The sequence below is a fragment of the Geomonas azotofigens genome, assembly GCF_018919395.1.
In the GTDB taxonomy this organism is placed as follows: Bacteria; Desulfobacterota; Desulfuromonadia; order Geobacterales; family Geobacteraceae; genus Geomonas; species Geomonas azotofigens.
In genome coordinates this window covers 57,817-74,715 of the sequence record NZ_JAHLME010000001.1, presented here as the reverse complement: position 1 = coordinate 74,715, position 16,899 = coordinate 57,817, and the positions used below count along the sequence as shown (strand labels likewise).

The following is a 16,899-nucleotide window of genomic DNA, read 5'->3' as shown; positions in this document are numbered from 1 at the left end:
AACGCACCCTTACATTAGTAAAAGCAGCAGTTGTCGGTTTTTTCGATGGCTTGAGAGAGGCGAGAAGGTCTGGATGAGCATTGGAGGCCGGGCTAGGAACGAAAAGACCCCGACGGGAATGCCGACCTGAAATAGGCCCGGGTTCCGTCGGGGTGGTTTGGAGCAATAAAGGATGTTAGAGCGGCGGTCGGGGCTGAAGCGACTGCACAACCTCCTGGACGTTTACGATTGAACCGGCTTTGCAGTTCTGCGGGCTTTCTTTCTGGTCTTGTAGATGACGACGCCCGAATTGAGCAGCGCATTCAAATCGTTTTCATCTGCCATAACCGATGCGTACCGCAAGATTTTTTGGATGCGCCCACTGAGGTTCTCACGCGCGGACTTCCGAGCCGCTATGTGCAGCCGGTTCCCTGTGCGCCCGCCCTCGAACATCTGCCGGTACCAGTCCATTTCGTTTAGCAGCACGCTCTGCGAACCGAACTTGTGCTCGGGCCATGCGCTCTTGAAGATGTCCAGGTTGAACAGGACGGGGAAGAAGATGTTGACATTTGCCATGTAGGTGGCATCCGGACCGGTTGATTTGAAAATGTACTCGTCCATGGCTTACCTCCGTGTCTTGGTGTGGTTGAACTCCTGTACGAGATCATTTCACCCGTCGTGCCAAGTTCGGGGCTTTTCTGTGAATGAATGCCAATTTATTGATTTTAACTGTTCATCTTCGTTGTGCGGTCTGGTCTTTTGAACGTTGTTTTCATCTTTGGATGTACTCCGCGTGCACACGCCTCCACCCCACGCCGCGGGTAAATAGCTAAAAAATTTAAAAAATCTAATTTTGAACACGGGGGCAAGGCTTGAACAGTTGATGCGCAATGGAGAGTGGGAAGGGGGGACCCGCTAAAGTGCGAGACGGGGTTGACGGTTTGGGCAGGGAAGGTCGCAAAGAAAGGCCGGTCATATGGACCGGCCTTTGGGGATCATCTCCCTGAGGACTTCTCAATTGCTCTACCACCGCTCTGAAGGTCCTCGCCAAAGCCTTTGACCGTGTGGCACCCGGTCAGGGTCCACATGCAGGCGAGGATTACGGCTACAGCAGCTGCTATTTTCCGTTTCATCGTTCTCTCCTCTCTTGGGGGCGTTGCGAGACTCCCTCTCTACTCGTCTCACGCACAAGGTTTCGCACTGGCACAGCTTCCTTCATTATACCAAAACAACGCTTCGGATTTAGGTTAAATGAGTAGTGCTACATGACTTGACTCAGTTGAAACTTGTGCACAGAGAACCTCAAGGACAAGTGCCTAATACATGGTCTTGCCGTAGACTGCCACTCCCAAGAGCTGTACAGTGAGGTCCTAAAGCACTGCGGCATCCTGTTGTCTCAGGTTACGCTAGAAACGAGTGATAGCAATCAAGCCAACCAAAGCTAACCTATCCTGCCCCTTCCATTCTTTCCCCCTGCTCCCTTACTGATTTTTCGGTCTGGCCTTCTTCCATACTTGCTAGAACTCCTGTACGACTGCGCTGCTAATTGCCCAGTCACCTGGAGGCGACTTAGCCTTCAGTACCGCTAAGAAGCCCACTAAAAGGACAACAAGTGCAACAACAAGGATCAGGTTCATCGCAGACCACTTCTGCATGAAACATATCGTGAGAAACTATCAGAAAACGAGTAGAGATTGAAATTGTCTCATAATGCACATCCCTCAATCCGCTGGGGCTATTAAAGTAGAGTCACTTGCCCGACTGGACTGGCAGCGCAAATGGTCACAATGATGGAACCTTGTAAAATTTCTTCCCCGCCGTACACTTACCTGCGTTAAATCGCAGCTTGTGAGACTTTGTGTTAGCTCAGGTTGAGGAACTGGCAACCTATTGACGGCACACGAACATCACCTAACGGAGGTCCTTATGGAAAGCATGGGTCAGTACCAACAGCTTGCGGTCACTTACGCCACAGAATTCGGGACCAAGATCATTGCAGTAATTATTTTCTGGTTGGTGGGGCGCTGGTTGATTGGACTGGTGGGGCGCATGCTTCAAGGTGTTTTGGAAAAGCAAAAAGTCGACGCCACTCTGATGCGCTACATCGGAAATTTCGTAGCCGTCACGCTGAACATAATTTTAGTCGTCGCCATACTTGGTTACTGCGGAATCCAAACCACCACCTTTGCTGCGTTGGTGGCTGGTATAGGTATTGCCATCGGCGCTGCTTGGGGTGGGCTGCTCTCGAATCTTGCAGCAGGGATCTTTCTCGTAGTGCTGCATCCTTTTAAGGTCGGTGATTTCGTGACAGTAGGTGGGGTGACCGGCACTGTTAGAGAAATCGGGCTCTTCGTCACCTCAATAAACACCCCAGACAATGTATTAACAATGGTTGGTAACGGCAAGGTTTTCAGCGACAATATCCAGAACTACACTGCGAATCCATTTAGGAGGGTTGAATTGAAATGCCAACTGGCCGGTAGTGCCGATCATGTTGCTGCGATGGAACTACTACGGGGCAAACTGGCAACCGTACCCAACGTGTTATCCCAACCGCCAGTGGAGGTAGAAATTCTGGAATTCACGCTGGTTGGACCTGTGTTGGCTGTTCGTCCATTCTGTCATAACGATAACTACTGGCAGGTTTATTTCGACGGCAACCGAACCATCCGTGAAAGCCTTGCTACAGCCGGGTTCCCTGCCCCCATGCCAGCACAGTTGGTGCTAGTGAATTCAATGAACACCCCAACCTCATAAACCGCAGGAGATTAACATTCAGGTTTGAAGGCAGGGGGGGCGGAGAGTCATGATCCCCTGCCTTTCGATTAACATGACCATATCAGCCGAATCGTTCTTGACATTGTTCACCCATTGCGAGACAGGGTACCTCTCAAATGAAGGAGGCCGCCACATGGAGAAAAGAACTTCTGCCAGACTTGACTTTCGTGCGAAGGCATACATTCGTTGGAATAATCACGACATCGAGGGGCAAGTGGAGAATGTCAGCGTTGATGGTGCCTTTGTGTCGGCGGCTACCAAGATGCACATAAACGACATGGTGGCACTTACAATCAACGACACTCCCACCGTCGGCATAAATGCGAAGGTGGTTAGGTTGACGAGCACGGGGATGGGATTGAGGTTTGAAAAGACCCTACATTTTTAAAAAGTGAAATTGAATCGTTTTTGACGTCTAGCCGAGCCATCAGAGGCCACACCAGAGACCACATAAACTATCCGCAATGGACAAGAGGTTACAGATAAAATCTGTAACCTCTTGTTTTTACTGGCGGAGAGATAGGGATTCGAACCCTAGGTACCTTTCGGTACACCTGATTTCGAGTCAGGCACCATCGACCACTCGGACATCTCTCCGGATTTGCTGTTGTCAGAGGAAGCAGACTCCTCAGAGCAGAAAGATATACCTCATTCCAGAGAGAAATTCAACCCTGTTGTGGCACCGCCACTTCAGTAGGTGAGCCCGGCATAGAAATCCTGCAAAAATTGCCGCTGCGTCTTGGTCAGGACGCCGCGGGTGTCTATCTCCGAGAGAACGCGCCAGATCAGCCCAAGCTCGCTGAAAACCCTGAGCACGGCGGTGAGCTTGTGACGCGAATGATCTTCCGACGCTATGGTCCCCTGCAGCAGCTCCTCGGTGTAGGCCGCCAGCCGGGTTATCTCATGGTGCGTGGCCATGATGGAATTGGGGGTGATTTCTTCTATTTGCATAGGCCCCTCTCAAAGCCGAAAAAGAGATTGGATGTCTTAAACTTTCGGCTTGGGGGCGAAAAAGGTTTAGGGCTTTTTTCTCTTTTTTTTCAGCTATTGGAGGACAACCGTTCCCGCTTCTTCTGGGCGCGCAACTTCACGAAGAAAGCGGAGAGCATGCTGGAGGTTTCCTCACCGCGCACGCCGGGGGTGAGAACGACGCTGTGGTTGAGCCTTTTGTCGTCGGAGAAGTCGTACAGGGAACCGGCCGCGCCCCCTTTGGGGTCGTAGCTTCCGAAGACCACCCGGTCCAGGCGCGAGAGGATGATGGCTCCCATGCACATGGTGCAGGGTTCGAGGGTGACGTAAAGGGTGGCGCCGGTGAGGCGCCAACTGGCGAGTTTCCTCGCCGCCTTGCGTATGGCGATCATCTCGGCGTGAGCAGAGGGGTCCTGTTTGCTCTCGCGCAGGTTATACCCCCGCGCGATCACGGCGCCGTCTTTGACTATCACGGCACCGATCGGCACCTCGCCGATGGCTTCGGCCTTTCTGGCCTGGTCGATGGCCTTGCCCATCCAGTAGTGGTCGTCTTTTGTCATGCGGTCTTCTTCTCTAAATGGTGACCTTGTTTCCCCCTCCCTGACCCTCCCCCTCCGGGGGCGGGGACGCGGTACCGACATAAAAGGGGGACGGCGACGGGGGCTGATCGTAGAACCTAGAACGTAGAACGTAGAACGCGCGGTTAATGCAGTCCTTCGCCGGTGGTGGTCATGACGAGTTTGCCGTGCTTGACACCTTTCACGCCGATCAGTTCATCGGCGATGCGGCGAACGTCGCGGGCCTTGCCACGCACCACCAGGACCTCGAGGCAGTTGTGGGCATCGAGATGGACGTGCAGCGCGGAGATGATCTGGTCGTGGTGGGCGTGCTGGTGCTCGGTGAGCTTGTCGGAGAGGTCGCGCACGTGGTGGTTGTAGACCAGGGTCACCGTGCCGACGCCTTCCTTTTCTCCTTCCTCCCAGTCGAGTTCGACCTGGGCGGCACGGATCAGGTCCCGGATCGCCTCGGAACGGTTGGCGTACCCTTTCTGTTCGATGAGCCGGTCGAAGCTCTCCAGCAACTGGTCGTCCATGGAAATGCCGAATCTCACTGTCTCGCCCATGCATGACCCTCCTTCAAAAAAGTGCCTTACTATACGTGAATTGGAGCAGAGAGGCAAGGCGGGCTTCAAAACCTGAACGCAAAGACGCAAAGCCGCGAAGACGCCAAGACCTTGCGTGGTATCTAGTCCTTGCGCCTTTGCGGCTTTGCGTGAAAGCGGCCTTTGACTTATTTGAGGTAGCTGCGGATGCCGGGCTCGAAGTTGACCGGCTCAAAATGGAAGGTCTTGCGCCAACTGCCGTCGCAGGCATTGCCTTGCACCAGCATGGCTATCTGATCGGATGTGATGGGGAAGAAGGAGAAGCCCTCGAACAAGGGCACGACCAGCCGCATGAGTGACAGCGGATTCTTTATCTTGGTGACGTGGCTCTTGCCGATAACACGGCCGATGGTGTCGAGGAGTTCGTTGTAGCTGTAACGGTCGGGCCCACACAGCTCGTACTGTTCCCCTATGGTTTCGGGTTTCTCCAGGGAATCGGCAAAGCAGCGGGCGACGTCGTCGGCGGAAATCGGCTGCAGCTGGTACTCCCCATCGCCGATCACGGGCATGGCCGGGAAGGTGCGCATGTAGCCCGCCAGCAGGTTGATGAACTCATCCTTGGGTCCGAAGATGATGGAGGGGCGGAAGATGGTGTAATCGAGTCCCGATTGGCGCACCAGTTCTTCCGCCTGGTACTTGCTTTTGAAGTAGCGGGCGGTGCTGTCGGGGCGGGTGCCCAGCGCGGACATCTGCAGGTGGCGCCGCACGTTGCTCTTCTTGGCGGCGGCCAGGATGCTCCCGGTGGCCTCGACGTGCAGACGCTGGAAGGTGATCCCGCGCCCGGAAAACTCCCTGATGATCCCCACCAGGTTGATGGTGGCATCGCAGCCGCGCACGGCTTCCTCGAACGTTTCCGGCTTGGTGACGTCGCCCACGATTTCCTCGACGTCGGGTTCCCTGGTGCCGAGGCTTCTGCGGTGCACGAGCAGCCTCAAGCTGTGCCCACGCGCCAGCAGCGCCTCTCTTACATGTCCTCCCACAAAACCCGTGCCGCCAGCCAAAAAGATCAACATGCTCGCCTCCGTCCCCTCTAGTACCAGTTCCCAGAACTCATAACAACAGCCGATAGTGTAGCAGGTGTTATGGGAATCTCCATTTAGGTCACAAGGTGTATACAAAATCTTGTGCTCAGGCGTTTCTTGTGTTAAAAAGCCTTTCACAACAAAGACTAGAGGAGACCCGCCATGGCTGAGCAAGGTGATGTCTGTTACACATTTGAAGCTGCGATCGAAATGGCCGCCCAGATGGAGAACGAGGGATTCCGCGCCTATCTTGCCGCGCTTCGCATCGTTAAGGACAAGGCTGCCCGTCAGATCATCAAGGAGGCCGCGTTCGACGAGCTGGAGCACAAGCACCAGTTGGAGAAGGCGCTGGTTGAAGGGGAGATGAAGGGAGGCGAGGGACTGCACCGGCCGGTGCCGACCATGAACCTCGACTACGTCCTGCCGAAGAAGGAACTCCGCCCGGACTCCACGGCACGCGACGCCATGGCCTACGCCATCCACCTCGAGAAGGGTTCCATCGACTTCTACGACCGGATGTCCCGCGGCTGCGAGGGCGCGCCCATGGCGGTCCTCTTCAAAAAGATGCTGGCGGACGAGTCCCGGCACCTCCAGGAACTGGAAGACCTGTACGAGCAGCACTTCATGACCGAGAACTAGGTCCGGCCGCTTCAAGCCGCACCGGGATACAAAAAATCCCCTCCTTTCCGGGAGGGGATTTTTTATTGCTTCTGCTGCTATTGGGTTCGGCGGCTTTTAAAGGATCTCGACCAGTTTGAGGTCGAAGTTGAGCGCCTGGCCGGCCAGCGGGTGGTTGGCGTCGATGGTGATGGTTGCGTCGGTCACCTCGGTCACCATCACGTTGAACACCTGCCCGTCTTCCTGGGTCACTTCCAGCTGCTGCCCGATTTCCGGGTTCATCTCCGGGGGGAGGTCGCCGCGGGGTACAACCGCCACCATCTCGTCCATCCGCTCGCCATAGGCCTCGTCCACGGGAATGTGGATGGTCTTGGATTCGCCGACGGAAAGCCCTTTGACCCCCGCATCAAAACCCGGAATGACCTGACCGGAGCCGATGATGAATTCCAACGGACCGTGGCCGCAACCGCAATCATCCTCGCCGCACTCGGAGGAGTCGAACACGGTGCCGTCGTCCAGTCTCCCTGTATAATGAACCTTTACGCGGTCCCCGTCTTTAGCTTGTGCCATTTTTGTTCACCTCGCATTATTTTGAACATAAGCTTCAGAGGGTACCAGATGACCGCAACTTAATCCACCGTTTAATTGCTTCTGAGTTCTGCCGGGGACCCTCACGCCTTGCCGTTTCGGCTGCTTTGGTTGCCATGGAATTTATCTTTTGTCAAATCCATCACGGAAATGGTATGTATCTAGCCTTGGGGGATTAATGGAGACGAAGAACAGGGCAACGCTTTTCAACGGCCTCGTGGTCGGCATCGAGCAGATGGATGTGCTCATCGGCGACCAGGGGTGGTACACCTACCAGGTGGTCCGTCATCCCGGCGGCGCCGGGGTGCTCGCGCTGCACGACGACGGCTGTGTGACGCTGATCCGGCAACTGCGTCCAGCGGTGGAGGACTTCCTGCTGGAAATCCCGGCCGGGCGGCTCGCGCCGGGTGAAGATCCGCAACTGTGCGCATCACGCGAGTTGATGGAGGAAACCGGACTGATCGCTCGGAGCATCGTTTCCCTTGGCGTCGTTCATCCCTCCCCCGGGGTATTCGACGAGGTGGTGCATCTCTACCTCGCCACCGGCCTTTCCCAGGGAGAGGCGGCACCGGAAGCATACGAGGAAATCTCCTGCCAGAAGATACCGTTCGAGCAGGCGCTGGCGATGGCGGTGGACGGCGGCATCACCGATGGCAAGACCATCGTTGCGCTGTTGCGCGCCCGGAGGCACCTGGCATGATACTCACGGCACGGATAGACGCGGAACAGGCGGGACTCAGGCTGGACGATGCGGCGAAGCTGCTGTTTCCCCAGCTCTCCAAGGGGGAGATCCGCCGGGTCATCGACTGGGGGGGGTGCAACATCAACCAGGTGCTGGTCCGGGTGGCGTCGCGCCAGGTGAAGGAGGGTGACGAGGTCGCTCTGGGGCTGATGGAAGCGGAGCGCTGCATCGACCTGGTGTACCAGAAACACGAGCTCCTGTACGAGGACAAGGATTTCCTGGCCGTGTACAAGGCGGTTGGCGTGAACAGCCAGCGCACCCCGTACCAGCTGAAGGGGACGGTCGAGTACGCGGTCGAGTGCTACATGAAGAGCATCGGGCTGCGGGATCCCTCCCGCGTGGTGCACCGGCTGGACCGCGGCACCAGCGGCGTGATGTTCTTTCCGAAGCACAAGCAGGCCGCGACCCTGATCTCCAACCTCCTCAAGGAGGGGAAGGTCCAGAAGACTTACTGGGCGCTGGTGTCGGGTTCGCCGGACCAGCAGAGCTGGAAGGTGGATGCGCCGCTGGACAAGGTCAGCAAGTTCCGCTACGGCGTGTCGATGAGGGGAAAACCGGCACGCACCGTGTTCAATGTCATGGGCGAGGGGGGCGGCGTGACCGCCATCGAGGCGAAGCCGCTCACCGGGCGTACTCACCAGATCCGCGTGCACCTGGCCCATTCCGGGTTCCCCATCATCGGCGACGAGAGCTACGGGGGGATTCCCGCCAGCAGGATGATGTTGCATTGCCGGGCCATGCGCTTCACAGGCCCGCGCGGCAAGATCATCGAGGCGGTGGCGGCGCCCGACGCGGAGTTCCTGGAGGCAGCGCCGAAAGTTGGGGCGTTCGAGCAGCAGGAGCAGCCGGCGGAATAACGTGGCAGTTTTGACCGGCTCGTGCTGTAGGGGCAAATAATCATTTGCCCAGCCGTCGGTGCCCAACCGATGGACGTTGCGAGAGAGGTTCCGGTGCGACAGAGGCGGGCGAATAATTATTCGCCCCTACAGGAAGGTCATGCGTTGCAACAACAGCCCCACATGAGGGCAGGGATTTATACAAGGGAGGGTTTTATGAAGAAGACGTTGTTGATTGCGCTGTTTCCGGTGGTATTGCTGGTGGCGGGAGCCCTGGCGGTGTGGGGTGACGAGCAGCAAGCGGTTAAACCCGGCTGCGGCAACTGCGCCAAGATGCAGCAGGCCCAGCAGGTCCAGCAGCAGGCGCCGTGCGCCAACTGCCCGAAGGCGGCTGCCATCGAGCAGGGTGCCGCCCCGTGCGCCAACTGCCCGAAAGCGGCTGCCGCCGAAAAGGGTGCCGCTCCTTGCGCCAATTGCCCAAAGCAGGGGGGCGCTGCTCAGCCGGCTTGTGACAAGTGCGCGAAGGGCGCAGCCGGTGCCGCCGCGCAGCCTGCATGTGACAAGTGCCAGAAGATGAAAGGTGCGCAGGCTGCTCCGGTTGCGGGGTGCGCCAAGTGCGCGAAGCTGCAGCAGGACCAGGCGCCCGCGGACCAGCCGGTCCAGAAAGAGTGCTGCAAGAAGAAGGCTCTGTAAATCGTTCGGGACCCGCCGGCCTTAACGAAAAAAGGGGAGTGGCTCCTGAGGAACCGCTCCCTTTTTTTATCGCTGACGGTGACCTGTTACGAAAGCGGCCATCTGCTTGTGTGCGGATCGAAAGGTTGCTGCGCGGCAGCATCGGCACTCTCGACTAAAAGCGCCCGGACCGGCGCGCCGTCGCCGTCCTTCAGTTTCAACGGCAGGCAGATCAACTGGTAATATCCGGCCGGAACGCCGGCCAGGTTGATCCCCTCGATGACGGGGATGCCACCATTCAAAAGAATGCGGTGCACTTCGCCGTCCCCGTCCATCGGTTCCACCGACAGGTAGTCGACGGCGACCAGTTTCACCTTCAGGTGGTGCAGGTAGTGCGCCCCCTCCACTGTCAGCGCGGCGAAGTCGCTGCGAAACTCCTTCTCGCCCCAAAACTCCGAGTTGCCGGTCTTGATCAGCAGCCTTTCCACTCCCTTCAACTCGAGCGGTTCCAGTTGGTCGCGGCCGATCTTTTTGGCGTTGGGGATCTCCACGACCCGTGCCTGGCCGATGAGGAGGTCGAGCGGGATCTCGTCAACGGTGATGCCCGCGTCGTTGAAATGGCGAGGGGGATCTATGTGAGTGCCGGAGTGGGTGCCGAGCGTGATGCGGGAAAGGTTCGCGGAGTCCCCCTTGGCGATGCGGTGCCAGGGCTCGACGGTAACGGAGGGGTCCCCCGGGTAGGAGGGGAGATCGGGTGACAGCGCGACGCTGATATCGTGGATTCTCATAGGATACCTCCGGCTTAATGTGAAAGCGGCACCGGCAAGTATAACGCAGATGAAAGAAACGGCTTAACGCAAAGGCGCAGAGCCGCAAAGGCGCCAAGAGAACCTACAAAGTATTATGTGTTTTCCCTTTGCTGCTTAGCGTCTTGGCGCCTTTGCGTTAATGCATTTGAGGGGTGGGCCTTAGGCCGGCTCTACTTCCGCTATCAGCCGCTCGAGGTCGGCTGCGCTGAAGTGGTAGCGCTCGCCGCAGAACTCGCAGGTGACCTCGGCGCCGTGCTGCTCGTTGAGCATGGAGGTGAGTTCCTTCTTCCCCATCGACAAGAGCACCCGCTCGATACGCTCCCTGCCGCAACTGCAGGCGAACCCGATGGCGCGCTTCTCCAGGATGTTGTACTCCATGCCGGACAGGAGCATCTCCATGATCTCCTCGGGCGTCTTGCCGCCGCGCAGCAACTCGCTCAAGGGGGGGAGCTTCTCGATGTGGTCCATCAGCTCTTCGATCACCAGGGGATCGATCGGCGGTATGGCCTGGATCATGAAACCGCCGCACGCGCCGACCGCGCCGTCCTGCTCGATGAACTCGGCGATGCCGACGGCGGAAGGGATCTGCTCGGACTCCACCAGGTACAGCGCGAGATCCTCGGCGATGCCGCTGGTGTAAAGCTGGACGGTGCCGCGGTACGGTTCCTTCAGTCCAAGGTCCTTGGCGACGGTGAGAAAGCCAGCGCGCCCCAGGGCGTTGGGGACGTCGAGGGCGCCGTCGGGACGAAGCAGGTGCACCTTGGTATCGCCCACGTAGCCGCGCACGCTACCGTCGCTGTCGGCCTCGATGACGATCTTCTTCAGCGGACCGTTCCCCTCGAAGCGCAGCGCGACCCGCTGGCCGGTCTTCAGCATGGCCCCCATCAGGGCCCCGGCGGTAAGGGAGCGTCCCAGCGCGGCGGTAGCCGTTGGGAGCGTGCCGTGGCGCCGGCAGACTTCGCTGACCGTGCCGGTGGTGACGCAGGTGAGGGCCCTCACCGCCCCGGACTTGGCAATCGCGCGCACCAGATAATCTGTCATAGAACCACCCCCACCCTTCCTCCTAGTTCGCCCCGCTTAAGCCAGAGCTCTTTCAACGTAATGTAATCCCAGATGCTGATCCCCTTCACCCGGTGGGCGAACAGCTCGGCCAGGCGCGGCACCTGGTTCAGGTCGCACACCAGCAGCTCTCCCATCATGCTCAATGACGGTATCCTCTGCACCACCTTCCTGGTGAGCCAGTCTAGGTCAAGCGGCGAGACCGGCCCGAGCTTCAGGAACACGCACTTGCGCGCGGCGCTGAACTCGATCCCCTCTATGGTGAAGCTGGCGGAAAAGGGGATGGCGAAGGGAACCAGCCGCTTCTTCAGTCTCCCGGACAGCTCGCAGTAACCGTTTTCGATGCCGAGCCTGAATTCCACCAGCTCGTCGTCCAGCGCCTTGTCCAGGAACTCGCGCTGCAGGTATTCCTGCGTGATGCGGAATTCCCGGCGCAGCAGGAGATCCTTGAGGCTCTGCTCCTGCACCAGCCCCATGAAGGCGGGATCGTTGAGCCGATCCTGGATCCTCCCCTTGATCGTGTCGATGATCCCCATTGCTTACACCAGTCCGGTGTTGAAGTTGAATTCGGATGCGCCCGGTACGGCGACCCCCTTGCGGTACGCCTCCAGCACCCGCTCGCGTTCCTGCTGCTGCAGCGCGGAGAGGTCGAGCAGGAACCTGCCGCAGCCGAGCCCACGCAGGTCGTTTCGGTACTGGGTCAGGGCGAACGGCGTCTGCGCGCTCACCACGGTGAGGTGGTCCTTCACCTTGACCGAGTAGAGATCGCCGCGGTCGGAGGCGAGCGGCGCGTCCCCCTTCATATCCTTGATGGCGATCTTCGAGGTGATCACCGGGACCGGCGCGAAGAGAAGCACGCCGCGGTTGATCTTCAGGTCGCAGGAGAGGAGTTGCGCCAGGTTGGCGCGGTCGTCCTCGATGTAGAGCGTGGCGCGCGACACTCCCAGCTCCTGCCAGCAGAGGAGCGCCTGGCTGTTCAGCGAGAAGAGCCGGTAGTCGGTGTTCAGCTCCGCGTCGGTTCCCTTGAAGAACTGGAAGTGGGACAGGTTGGTGAGCTCGAAACGCTTGAAGCCGGCACGCAGGATACCCTGGACAGCGTCCAGGTAGAAGGGGAGGTCCGCCTCGAAGATGATGAAGGGGAGCTGCCAGATCACCTTGTGCTCGCTTCCCTTCAACTTACGGGCGAAGGGGCCGAACTGGTGCAGGTTCGCCTTGGAGACCGGCAGCACCACCGTGTCGACCAGATCGCGGTGCAGCTCGTGCCACTCCTTGACATGCTCAAGTTTTACCGCCAGCTCTTCCTTGCCGCGAGCCGGCACCGGCCGCTTACCGACCAGGCTAGCCAGCGCCTTTTCCCGGTTCTGCGCGCTCCTGTCCTTGAGCGCGCCCAGCGACTGCTCGGATAACCAGGCGTAGAAGCGGCGCCGGATGTCCTTGAGGACGGGGGGAGGGATCATCAGCGCCGGAAAACCGGGGGCTGAAAGCGAGGCCAGGGTAAACTGGGTGTCGCCGCTCTTGGCGAACTGAGCGCGCAGCACCCCTTCCATGTCGCTGGTGCGGGAAGGTTCCAGTTCGCCCAGCTCGAACTCGGTGCACAGGTCGCTGCCGAGCACCTTGGCGTCGATCTTCAGCTTCTGGTCCTGGTAGGAGAGGGTGAGCCGGCAGGGGATGCTCCCCCCCTTCACCCCTTCCAGCCGCCTGAGGCAGGCGTTCTCGCTCATGGTGAAGGCGGTCTCGGAGGAGACCTTGAAGACCGAGTCGCCCAGCTTGAACGGGAAGGGGGACGGCGTCGAGACCAGGGTGTTTTCCTTGGCGTTCATCACCTTCTTGCCGCCCAGGTAAAGCTCCTTGATGGTGAAGGCGCGGCCGGCCATGTCGCTCTTGGGCTGGACGCGGATGCGGTCGCCGACGTGCAGTGCGTCCTTGGTGTCGAAGCTGATCCGGTTGCCGCGGATCTCCCTGATGTCGCCGAGGTAGCGTCCCGTCGCTCCTTTTATGGAGGGGGTGGCGATGTCGGTCGGGTTGTGCGAGGCAAGGAAGCCTTTGGTCGGCACCCGCCCGAAGGAAAGCTTCAAGAGCTCCTTGGCCTCGGCCACCTTGGCCGCGTGCTGCCCAGGTGCGGCGTCCAGCACCATGCGGTAGGCGCCGATGACGCTGGCCACGTACTCCGCGGATTTCATCCTTCCCTCGATCTTGAGGGAATGGACCCCCGCCTCGATGAGCTGCGGGATCATCTCGATGCTGGAGAAGTCGTTGGTGGAGAGGTAGTACCCTTCCTTCCCCTTGTGCTTGTACTGGCGGCGGCAGGGCTGCGCGCAGCGTCCGCGGTTGCCGCTGTGCCCCCCTAGGAACGAGGAAAAGAAGCACTGGCCGGAGATGGAGAAGCAGAGGGCGCCGTGGATGAAGCACTCGATCTCGGCGCGGCTCGCCGCCACGATGGTCTTGATCTCGTCGATGTGCAGTTCGCGGGCCAGCACCACGCGCTCGAAGCCGAGCTCCTCGAGCTGGCGCACGCCCAGCGAGTTGTGGATGGTCATCTGCGTGGAAGCGTGCAGCGGGATGCCAGGAAAGAACTCCCGCGCCAGGCGCGCCACGGCCATGTCCTGCAGGATCACGCCGTCCACCCGCATCGCTTCCAGGGCGGCAAGGTTGTCGATCAGCAGCGGCAGTTCGTTTTCCTTCACCAGCGTGTTGAGGGTGACGTAGACCTTCTTGCCGTGGGCATGGGCGTAGCCGGTCATGCGCTCCATTTGGGAGAGGGTGAAGTTCTTGGCCTTGGCGCGGGCTGAGAAATCGCGCAAGCCGGCGTAGACCGCGTCGGCGCCTTTCTCCATGGCGGCGAAAAAGGCTTCCAGCGAACCGGCGGGGGACAGCAATTCGGGTTTATTGGTGACAGTACCGTTTAGTTTTAATGACATTCGCCTAGAGTACCGGAAGGGGTGACACGGGTCAAGCGGCAAGGTCGATCCATGCTGCCCTCGCCCTCCGGGGGAGAACGTAACGCCGGGCTAATCCCTCGCTCTCCCGGAGGGGGGGGCGAAGGCCGGGTGAGGGGCGCGCCACGAAGACGGGATTTGCCGGTTGCAGCGCCCTCACCCCTGCCCTCGCCCAGGGGGAGAGGGCGCTATCTATGAATAGGGGGTGATGTGGATCGGGGGGGGCTGCTACTTCTTGGGCTGGATGGGGAGGTACTTGTACCTGCGTTTGTGGGAGGAAAGGTCGGCCAGTGAGTAAAGGTCCGACTGCGAGACAGTCCAGGTCGCCCCTTCCTTCTTCAGGTGAATCGTCTTGGTGACGAATTCGGTACCGGGGGTGCTGGCCTCGAAGCCGAGCCGCGCCTGCACCACCGCGCTCGTGCCGCTCTTCAGCGATACCCTGGCCTCCTGCATCTTCTCCCAGCAGCAGGCGGGCTTGCGCGGCGCGGAGGCGAGCCGGCTGGCGAATTTCTCTTTGCCGTCCTTGCCGCCGCTGGTGTGCAGGTAGAGATCCTCATACCTGCCGTCGCGCCAGAGGTCGAGGATGGATTCGAAGTCCTTGAGCACCTCCTGTTCGCTGGCGGAGGTGGTGGCGTGCGCGGGGCCGCCGCGCCGGGCACCTGCGGAGGGGGCGGCGATGGCAAAGACGAACGTCAGGATCAGCACGTGGCGCAGGACGGACATGGGGCACCTCCTCAGATGCGGGTACCCGGAGAGGATATCTTAAAACGGCTGTGGCGCCAGTGGAGGGAGGTTCGGTCGCCTCGCGGAGGCATCCGTCCACTGTAGGGGCGAATAATCATTCGCCCTGATTCCGCCATCGCCCTGTAGACGTGCCGCCTCCGTGAGGCAACAGCGTTGGGCGAATAATTATTCGCCCCTACAGGTGGCGGGGAACGCGGGCGAGAGGATTTTGCCAGCCCCCAGCACCTGCCGTTATTCCGCCATCGCCCTGTAGACGTGCAGCGTCCGTGAGGCAAGAGCGTCGGGGCAAATAATTATTCGCCCCTACAGGTGGCGGGGAACGCGGGCGAGAGGTGTTTTGCCAGCCTCTAGCCCCTAGCCCCTGCCGTTATTCCGCCATCGCCCTGTGGATGTGCAGCGTCCGTGAGGCAAGAGCGCCGGGCGAATGATTATTCGCCCCTACAGGTGGCGGGGAACGCGGGCGAGAGCGATTTTTGCCAGCCTCCAGCCCCTAGCCCCTGCCGTTATTCCGCCATCGCCCTGTAGACGTGCAGCGTCCGTGGGGCAAGAGCGCCGGGCGAATAATCATTCGCCCCCACAGGTGGCGGGGAACCGTGGGCGAGAGGATTTGCCATCCCCTAGCCCCCAGTCCCTAGCCCCTGCCTTTGCTCCTGCCTTTACAGCGTCTTCTCCGCCGCTTCCGCGAACAGCTTCAGGCGGTCCATCAGTGCCTGGAACTTCTTCGGCTTGAGCGACTGCGGACCGTCGGAGGAGGCCTTCTCGGGATCGGGATGGACCTCGATGATCAGGCCATCCGCGCCTGCGGCAACCGCGGCGTAGGACATCGGCGCGATGTAATGGTAGTTGCCGGTGCCGTGGGAGGGATCGATGACGATGGGGAGGTGGGTCTTGTTCTTCAAGACCGGAATCGCGGAGAGGTCGAGGGTGTTCCTGGTGGCGGTCTCGAAGGTCCTGATGCCGCGCTCGCACAGGATCACCGACTGGTTCCCCTCGCTCATGATGTACTCGGCGCTCATCAGGAATTCCTGGATGGTCATGGACATGCCGCGCTTCAACAGGATCGGCTTGTTGATCTGGCCAACTTTCTTCAACAGGGCGAAGTTCTGCGCGTTGCGGGCCCCGATCTGGAGCATGTCGGAGTACGAGGCGACCAGGTCGACGGATTCAGGATCGATGACCTCGGTGACGAAGGGGAGGCCGGTCAGGTCGCGGGCCTTGGCGAGGAGTTTCAGGCCTTCTTCTTCAAGGCCCTGGAAGGAGTAGGGGGAGGTGCGGGGTTTGAAGGCGCCCCCCCTGAGCATCTGGGCGCCCGCCGCCTTGACGGCCCTGGCCGATTCGATGATCTGCTCCTCGTTCTCCACCGAACAGGGGCCGGCCATGACCACCAGTTCCTTGCCGCCGATGGCGAGGGTGTCCGAGATGCGCACGACACTCGGCTCTTTCTTCACTTCCTTGGAGGCCAGCTTGTACGGTTGCAGGATGGGAACCACGCTCTCCACGCCCTGCATCGACTCGAGCGTCTGCAGCACGCTCTTGCCCCGCTCGTCGCCGACCGCGCCGATGACGTCGCGGGTGGTGCCGCGGATGATGTGCGGGGTGTAGCCGAGTTCCTTGATCCTCTTGGTGACTGCGTCCCGTTCCTTCTTTGCCGCTCCTGCCTTCATTACCACGATCATACTCACGCTCCTTGTTGGTCCCCAAAGCGAAAGGGCCGGAGGATTGCTCCCCCGGCCCTTAGTATGATGTTCTGGTAATCTGCTATCCGAACCGTAAGGGGGAGGAGAATCCTGCCACCCCGGCTTCGGTTCGGAATTTAGTACCTGCTACCTAAATTACACCTCTACCCGGGGCGACGGCCTAAAATAAAAGCCGTACCAAAAGTAAAAGTTAGTAAAGGTAAAGTAGCCGGTGTTGATCATGACAGCGTTAATGCCACTCGAAGGCTCTAATGTCAACAAAAAAAACCTCGCCTGCTGATTCCCCGC

Annotated in this window: 19 protein-coding genes and 1 tRNA gene; 6 read left to right on the top strand and 14 right to left on the bottom strand. The window is 59.6% G+C overall.

The window, feature by feature from the left end:
* Positions 1-222: 222 nt before the first annotated feature.
* Together KOL99_RS00350 and KOL99_RS00345 are read right to left on the bottom strand one after the other, a co-directional pair.
* Positions 223-600, bottom strand: a complete 378-nt coding sequence (locus KOL99_RS00350) for a hypothetical protein (protein WP_216508399.1) — start codon at positions 598-600, stop codon at positions 223-225.
* Between the two features lie 374 nt (positions 601-974).
* The gene (locus KOL99_RS00345; protein WP_216508397.1) at positions 975-1,112 is read right to left on the bottom strand and encodes an entericidin A/B family lipoprotein; all 138 of its coding nucleotides are present in this window, start codon (positions 1,110-1,112) and stop codon (positions 975-977) included.
* Positions 1,113-1,905: 793 nt separating this feature from the next.
* On the opposite strand from KOL99_RS00345, the gene KOL99_RS00340 reads away from it, so the two are divergent.
* Positions 1,906-2,736 carry a mechanosensitive ion channel family protein gene (locus KOL99_RS00340; protein WP_216508395.1) on the top strand — a complete coding sequence of 277 codons (831 nt, stop codon included), beginning with the start codon at positions 1,906-1,908 and terminating at the stop codon, positions 2,734-2,736.
* Positions 2,737-2,890: 154 nt separating this feature from the next.
* Entirely contained in the window at positions 2,891-3,145 is a 255-nt protein-coding gene (locus KOL99_RS00335) for a PilZ domain-containing protein (protein WP_216508393.1), read from the top strand.
* 121 nt (positions 3,146-3,266) lie between these two features.
* On the opposite strand, the gene KOL99_RS00330 is transcribed toward KOL99_RS00335, so the two are convergent.
* From KOL99_RS00330 to KOL99_RS00310, 5 genes are all read right to left on the bottom strand, one after another.
* Positions 3,267-3,354 (bottom strand) — tRNA-Ser (locus KOL99_RS00330).
* Between the two features lie 93 nt (positions 3,355-3,447).
* Positions 3,448-3,708, bottom strand: coding sequence for a hypothetical protein (locus KOL99_RS00325; protein WP_216508391.1), 261 nt, complete (start codon positions 3,706-3,708; stop codon positions 3,448-3,450).
* 89 nt (positions 3,709-3,797) lie between these two features.
* Complete coding sequence (gene tadA, locus KOL99_RS00320; RefSeq protein WP_216508389.1) at positions 3,798-4,286, bottom strand: tRNA adenosine(34) deaminase TadA; 489 nt, start codon at positions 4,284-4,286, stop codon at positions 3,798-3,800.
* A gap of 143 nt (positions 4,287-4,429) precedes the next feature.
* Positions 4,430-4,849 carry a nickel-responsive transcriptional regulator NikR gene (nikR, locus tag KOL99_RS00315; RefSeq protein ID WP_012531991.1) on the bottom strand — a complete coding sequence of 140 codons (420 nt, stop codon included), beginning with the start codon at positions 4,847-4,849 and terminating at the stop codon, positions 4,430-4,432.
* Positions 4,850-5,016: 167 nt separating this feature from the next.
* Positions 5,017-5,901, bottom strand: a complete 885-nt coding sequence (locus tag KOL99_RS00310) for a complex I NDUFA9 subunit family protein (protein WP_216508387.1) — start codon at positions 5,899-5,901, stop codon at positions 5,017-5,019.
* Between the two features lie 171 nt (positions 5,902-6,072).
* Between KOL99_RS00310 and KOL99_RS00305 the strand changes: the two genes are divergently transcribed.
* On the top strand, positions 6,073-6,549 hold the full coding sequence (locus tag KOL99_RS00305) for a ferritin family protein (protein ID WP_216497573.1): 477 nt from the start codon (positions 6,073-6,075) through the stop codon (positions 6,547-6,549).
* A gap of 96 nt (positions 6,550-6,645) precedes the next feature.
* Here KOL99_RS00305 and KOL99_RS00300 read toward each other — a convergent pair whose 3' ends face one another.
* The gene (locus KOL99_RS00300) at positions 6,646-7,098 is read right to left on the bottom strand and encodes an FKBP-type peptidyl-prolyl cis-trans isomerase (RefSeq protein ID WP_216508385.1); all 453 of its coding nucleotides are present in this window, start codon (positions 7,096-7,098) and stop codon (positions 6,646-6,648) included.
* Between the two features lie 196 nt (positions 7,099-7,294).
* Between KOL99_RS00300 and KOL99_RS00295 the strand changes: the two genes are divergently transcribed.
* The 3 genes from KOL99_RS00295 (at position 7,295) to KOL99_RS00285 (ending at position 9,387) form a co-directional block, all read left to right on the top strand.
* Positions 7,295-7,816 carry an NUDIX hydrolase gene (locus KOL99_RS00295; RefSeq protein WP_216508383.1) on the top strand — a complete coding sequence of 174 codons (522 nt, stop codon included), beginning with the start codon at positions 7,295-7,297 and terminating at the stop codon, positions 7,814-7,816.
* Positions 7,813-8,715 (top strand): RluA family pseudouridine synthase, encoded by a 903-nt coding sequence (locus tag KOL99_RS00290; RefSeq protein ID WP_216508382.1) that lies wholly within the window; start codon positions 7,813-7,815, stop codon positions 8,713-8,715. The genes KOL99_RS00295 and KOL99_RS00290 overlap by 4 nt, the downstream gene beginning before the upstream one ends.
* Before the next feature lie 195 nt (positions 8,716-8,910).
* Positions 8,911-9,387: a gap junction protein gene (locus tag KOL99_RS00285; protein ID WP_216508380.1), complete on the top strand. Its 477-nt coding sequence runs from the start codon at positions 8,911-8,913 to the stop codon at positions 9,385-9,387.
* An 86-nt stretch (positions 9,388-9,473) separates the two neighbouring features.
* On the opposite strand, the gene KOL99_RS00280 is transcribed toward KOL99_RS00285, so the two are convergent.
* The 6 genes from KOL99_RS00280 to aroF all read right to left on the bottom strand — a co-directional run bounded on the left by KOL99_RS00280 (position 9,474) and on the right by aroF (position 16,590).
* Complete coding sequence (locus KOL99_RS00280) at positions 9,474-10,154, bottom strand: cyclase family protein (RefSeq protein WP_216508378.1); 681 nt, start codon at positions 10,152-10,154, stop codon at positions 9,474-9,476.
* 180 nt (positions 10,155-10,334) lie between these two features.
* A complete protein-coding gene (gene hslO, locus KOL99_RS00275; protein WP_216508376.1) occupies positions 10,335-11,216 on the bottom strand; it encodes an Hsp33 family molecular chaperone HslO in 882 nt (293 codons plus the stop codon).
* Positions 11,213-11,770, bottom strand: coding sequence for a hypothetical protein (locus KOL99_RS00270; protein WP_216508374.1), 558 nt, complete (start codon positions 11,768-11,770; stop codon positions 11,213-11,215). The genes hslO and KOL99_RS00270 overlap by 4 nt, the downstream gene beginning before the upstream one ends.
* A gap of 3 nt (positions 11,771-11,773) precedes the next feature.
* Positions 11,774-14,152, bottom strand: coding sequence for a peptidase U32 family protein (locus KOL99_RS00265; RefSeq protein WP_216508372.1), 2,379 nt, complete (start codon positions 14,150-14,152; stop codon positions 11,774-11,776).
* A gap of 246 nt (positions 14,153-14,398) precedes the next feature.
* Complete coding sequence (locus tag KOL99_RS00260) at positions 14,399-14,893, bottom strand: hypothetical protein (protein ID WP_216508371.1); 495 nt, start codon at positions 14,891-14,893, stop codon at positions 14,399-14,401.
* Positions 14,894-15,570: 677 nt separating this feature from the next.
* The gene (gene aroF / locus KOL99_RS00255) at positions 15,571-16,590 is read right to left on the bottom strand and encodes a 3-deoxy-7-phosphoheptulonate synthase (RefSeq protein ID WP_216508370.1); all 1,020 of its coding nucleotides are present in this window, start codon (positions 16,588-16,590) and stop codon (positions 15,571-15,573) included.
* Between the last annotated feature and the right edge of the window lie 309 nt (positions 16,591-16,899).